A 4,570-nucleotide genomic window follows, 5' to 3' on the forward strand; every position below is an offset into this window, starting at 1 on the left:
TCTTTGCTTGTGCAAAGAAGGGTGGCCCAAAGAAAGCACACCCTGCCTCCGCGCCCACGCCGCTACGCGTCGTGGGTCCACTCCGCCGCCGGGATTTTTCGACGATACATCCCTGTATCGTCGAAAAACGACGTGCATCCATGCACGTCGCCCCATTCGGGGTCTTGTCCGTCGGCTGCGTCGCTGCGGAAGGGGCCCGGTAGATCAAGAGCTTTGGAGCAACTGCAACTGCAGAAGCAACAACTGGAGCAACGGCTGGAGCAACAACAACAGCAACTGCACCCCTCCCATACCCTCCCCTACGCTTTGCGTAAGGGAGGGCAAGTGCAAAGGCAAGTGCAAAGGCAAGTGCAGAGGCACATGCAGCCGCCGCAGCCAAACGCCTTGCGCCTCAGCGCTTGGCCATGAAGGCTTCGATCTCGTCGGCACTGCGTTCCAGCGCACCAGTCAACACACGGTGCCCGTCCTCGGTGATCAACACATCATCCTCGATGCGGATACCAATCCCGCGCCAACGCGCCTCCACACTGCGATCGTCCGGCGAAATGTACAGCCCCGGCTCGATCGTGAAGACCATGCCCGGCTCCAACAAACGCGACTCACCAGCCACCCGGTAATCACCCACATCATGCACATCCATGCCCAGCCAATGACCGGTCTTGTGCCGGTAAAACCGCTGGTAGTGGCGTTCGAGAATGTTCTCCTCCAGATCACCCTTCAGCAGACCCAGGCGCAACAAGCCTTCGGTCAATACTTCCACTGCCGCAAGATGCCCTTCCTCGTAGGCAATGCCAGGCCGCGCCTGCTCCAGGGCCGCCACCTGCGCCGCCAATACCAGATCATGCAGCGCGCGCTGCTCCTCGCTGAAACGGCCGTTGACCGGGAAGGTGCGGGTGATATCGCTGGCATAACCGCGATACTCCGCGCCCGCATCGATCAACACCAGATCACCATCGCGGCTGCCGCCGTTGTTGTCGCGGTAATGCAGCACGCAGGCATTCACGCCAGCACCGACAATGCTGTTGTATGCAGGGCACGCATCAGCCGTGCGGAACTCTCGCTCCAGCTCCGCCTGCAATTCGTACTCATGGATGCCCGCCCGCGCCGCCCGCATCGCCGCGCGGTGCGCACGCACACTGATGTCCGCCGCCTCCTGCATAAGCACGATTTCGTCGGCACTCTTGTACAGGCGCTGCTCGTGCAGCAGATGCCCAAGCTCCAGGAATTCATGCGGCGGCTGCGCGCCATTGCGCACCTGTGAACGCACCCGGTTCACCCAACCGATCAACTTCAGATCGAAGTCGGCATCGCGGCCAAAGTGGTAGTACACCCGCGAACGCCCTTCCAGCAGACCCGGCAGGATTTCATCCAGATCATCGATCGGATAGGCATCGTCCATGCCGTAGTGCGAGACCGCACCATCCTGGCCTTCACGCGGGCCGTCCCAGGCTTCGCGGTCCGGGTCGCGCTCGCGGCAGAACAGGATGGCCTCACCGTGCTTGCGGCCCGGAATCAGCACCAGCACCGCCTCGGGCTCCTGGAACCCGCTCAGGTACCAGAAATCCGAATCCTGACGGTACGGAAAGAAAGTGTCGTTGCTGCGCACCCGTTCTGCTGCCGCAGGCAGCACCAGGATGGCGTCATCGCCAGCCGCTTCCATCAACTGCCGGCGGCGGCGGGCGTATTCGGCGGGGGTGATCCCGGACAGACGCTTCATCGCAACCTCAGTTCAGGCTTTGCCGGTGGCGCGAGCCCATCACGCAGTCGCCATGCAGCAACAACGCGGCAACGCGCACGAACTCCTCGATCTCGGACAGTGCGTCCTCGTCTTCGTCGGCGCTGTCGAACTCGTCGCTGGACGCCTGCGCCAGACGCGCCAGATCCTGCAGCGCTTCTTCGCCCTCCTCGCTCAGTGCCGGACGCTTGCCCGAGGCCAGGCCGAAGCCGCCCAGGAAAGCCCGGCACCATTCAAACAGGGCGTCGGTACGCGCCTGCAGCGGCTCGGCGGCATCCACCAGCACCAGCTCGAAGGCGAAGTCGCGGTCTTCCAGCTGCGCGACCGTGGCCTGGCGCAGCAGGTCCAGCGCGCTGCCGGGTTCCGGCGCCGGCAGGTTGTCGTCGGCCAGCACCTTGGCCGGCCACGCAGGCACATCGGCGCCGCCGGCGGCCAACCAGCCGCACAGTCCGCCATGGAGTTCGGCCGGGGAAGCAGCCAGGCCCAGCGACTGGCTGGCCTGGAGGATGTCGTTGACGGCGGGAAGGTCGGTCATGTCACTGATCTGTAAAGCGGAGAGGAACGCCGGCACCGACAAGATGACGACGGCCGCACAGTGTACCAACCGCGCTGCATACTCCTTCTTGACCGGCCCTCATCGCCATGCCTATCGTTCCATCCATGGACTCCTTCGACCCCGCTGGCCAGCTGCTGGCCCTCGCCTCCCGCCTCGAGCTGCTGCTTGAGCGCAACCAGCGGCTGAGCGATGAAAACCGCAGCCTGCGCCAGCAGCAGGAACAGCTGATCAGCGAGCGCTCGCAGTTGCTGACCAAGAACGAACAGGCCCGCTCCCGGGTGGAAGCCATGATCACCCGCCTCAAGTCGCTGGAGCAGCACACGTGAGCAACAACGAACCGGTCAGCGTCCATATCCTGGACCGCGAGTACACCGTTGGCGTGGAACCGACCGAGCGCGAAAGCCTCACCGCCGCCGCACGCGTGCTCGACGGCAAGATGCGCGAGATCCGCGGCAGCAACCGGATGGCGGCGGTAGATCGCATCGCGGTGTTGGCTGCGCTTAATCTTGCGCATGAATTGCAGCAGGTGCGCGATGAGCAGCTTGCACAGCAGCAGCGCTTCCAATCGGCCATGAGTGAGCTGAACCGGCGCTTGGATCTGGCCATCGACAACGCACGTTGATCCAGCTGACCAGCTCAGACAGATGAATCCGCAATTCGTGAAATACGACTGCACGTAACCGCACAACCTCGTTATACTGGCGACGCGTTCTCTGCTGTGAACGACGGCGTGTGCAAACATTCGCCTTGTCCCTTAATTACGACCACGGGGGCGCGACGGAGCCGGGTGTGCAGGTCCGCCTTGTAGCGGGAAGCCCGATGGCCCCCCAGCGTTCCCACTTGAACCCCGGGTTCAAGGTCGTTTCGCACGCATCGTCACCGCGGAGAATGCAATATTCCAGAACGGCGCCTAACGGCGCCGTTCTTTTTTGTCTTTTTTTCCTTCTCCCTCCGGGAGAAGGTGCCCCGAAGGGGCGGATGAGGGTGAGCGCGAAGCCTCATGCATGTTGATCTCACATCGCTTCACCCGCACCCTCTCCCCAACCCCTCTCCCGACGGGAGAGGGGCTTCAACTCTCTGCCCGCAGATTTTTCCCCGATGACTGCCGATCCCCGCCAACTCCTCCGCCAACAACTGCGCCAGCGCCGCCGCGATATTCCCGCCACCGAGCGCATCGCCGCTGCCGAAACGCTGGCCGCGCACCTGCTGTCCCTGCCTTTCGCCGGGATCAGCGGCCATGTCGCCGGCTACTGGGCGATGGACGGCGAGATCGCCCTGCACCGCTGGCAGATGCAGTTGCCGCCGCAGCAGACCTATTGCCTGCCGGTACTGCACGGCAAGCTGCTGCGCTTCGCGCCGTGGCGGCCCGGGCAGGCGCTGGTCAGCAACCGTTATGGCATTCCCGAGCCGGATGTAGACCCTTCGCAGGCGCTGCGGCCGGAGGAAATGGCCTTGGTCATCGCCCCGCTGGTGGGCTTTGATGACGGTGGCCGGCGGCTGGGTATGGGGGGCGGCTGGTATGATCGCAGCTTCGCATTTCGGCAGCGCCAGGCCGCGCCGCCGTGGCTGGTGGGGGTAGGTTTCTCCGCCCAGCAGGTACCGTCATTGCCGGTCGAGGACTGGGATGTGGCGGTGGATGCCATCTGTACCGAGCAGGCCACTCTCTACCCGGAACCGTTGAACGCATGACCGCCCGCAAGCGCTACTGGCTGATGAAGTCCGAACCGGACGCCTTTTCCATCGACGACCTGCAGCGCGTAGGCACCGAACCGTGGAATGGCGTGCGCAATTACCAGGCGCGCAATTTCATGCGCGATGGCATGAAGGTCGGCGACGGCATCCTGTTCTACCACTCCAATACCAAGGTGCCGGGCATCGTCGGCATCGCAACGGTGGCCAGCGAGGCCTATCCGGACGACACCCAGTTCGATCCCGAATCCGATTACCACGACCCCAAGAGCACGCGCGAACAACCGCGCTGGATGCTGGTGGACGTGGGTTTCGAGCGCAAGCTGGCGCAGGTGATCGCGCTGGACGAGATCAAGCTGCATGCCGAGGAACTGGGCGAAGGTTTCCCGCTGACCGCCAAGGGCAACCGCCTGTCGGTGTTCCCGGTTACCGCCGCACAGTGGAAGCTGCTGTTGTCGCTGGAACAGAAAGCCAAGTAAGCCTCTTTTGTTGTGGGGGCCGGGGGTGGCCCCCCGCCCGCAAACCCGAAAAAAAAACCCGCGGGGGGCGGGGGGGCGCGCCCCCCCCAAAACAAAATATAACGAACAGTA

The 4,570-nt window shown here is 63.7% G+C and carries 6 protein-coding genes and 1 other RNA gene; 5 read left to right on the top strand and 2 right to left on the bottom strand.

From position 1 onward, the window contains the following. Positions 1-391: 391 nt before the first annotated feature. Both pepP and ACVOLV_RS21925 read right to left on the bottom strand, forming a co-directional pair. Positions 392-1,717 carry a Xaa-Pro aminopeptidase gene (pepP, locus tag ACVOLV_RS21920; RefSeq protein ID WP_481556203.1) on the bottom strand — a complete coding sequence of 442 codons (1,326 nt, stop codon included), beginning with the start codon at positions 1,715-1,717 and terminating at the stop codon, positions 392-394. A gap of 7 nt (positions 1,718-1,724) precedes the next feature. Next, positions 1,725-2,270, bottom strand: a complete 546-nt coding sequence (locus ACVOLV_RS21925; protein ID WP_481556204.1) for a YecA/YgfB family protein — start codon at positions 2,268-2,270, stop codon at positions 1,725-1,727. Between the two features lie 125 nt (positions 2,271-2,395). Here ACVOLV_RS21925 and ACVOLV_RS21930 point away from each other — a divergent pair, with 125 nt between their 5' ends. The 5 genes from ACVOLV_RS21930 (at position 2,396) to ACVOLV_RS21950 (ending at position 4,459) form a co-directional block, all read left to right on the top strand. Beyond that, positions 2,396-2,617, top strand: a complete 222-nt coding sequence (locus ACVOLV_RS21930) for a TIGR02449 family protein (RefSeq protein WP_282273125.1) — start codon at positions 2,396-2,398, stop codon at positions 2,615-2,617. Beyond that, the gene (locus tag ACVOLV_RS21935; RefSeq protein WP_481556205.1) at positions 2,614-2,913 is read left to right on the top strand and encodes a cell division protein ZapA; all 300 of its coding nucleotides are present in this window, start codon (positions 2,614-2,616) and stop codon (positions 2,911-2,913) included. The genes ACVOLV_RS21930 and ACVOLV_RS21935 overlap by 4 nt, the downstream gene beginning before the upstream one ends. 85 nt (positions 2,914-2,998) lie before the next feature. Continuing rightward, positions 2,999-3,183: non-coding RNA, 6S RNA (ssrS, locus tag ACVOLV_RS21940), on the top strand. Positions 3,184-3,389: 206 nt separating this feature from the next. Then, entirely contained in the window at positions 3,390-3,980 is a 591-nt protein-coding gene (locus ACVOLV_RS21945; protein WP_481556206.1) for a 5-formyltetrahydrofolate cyclo-ligase, read from the top strand. After that, positions 3,977-4,459 carry an EVE domain-containing protein gene (locus ACVOLV_RS21950; protein WP_481556207.1) on the top strand — a complete coding sequence of 161 codons (483 nt, stop codon included), beginning with the start codon at positions 3,977-3,979 and terminating at the stop codon, positions 4,457-4,459. The genes ACVOLV_RS21945 and ACVOLV_RS21950 overlap by 4 nt, the downstream gene beginning before the upstream one ends. Positions 4,460-4,570 lie beyond the last annotated feature (111 nt).

It is taken from the genome of Stenotrophomonas sp. STEN023 (assembly GCF_056760135.1).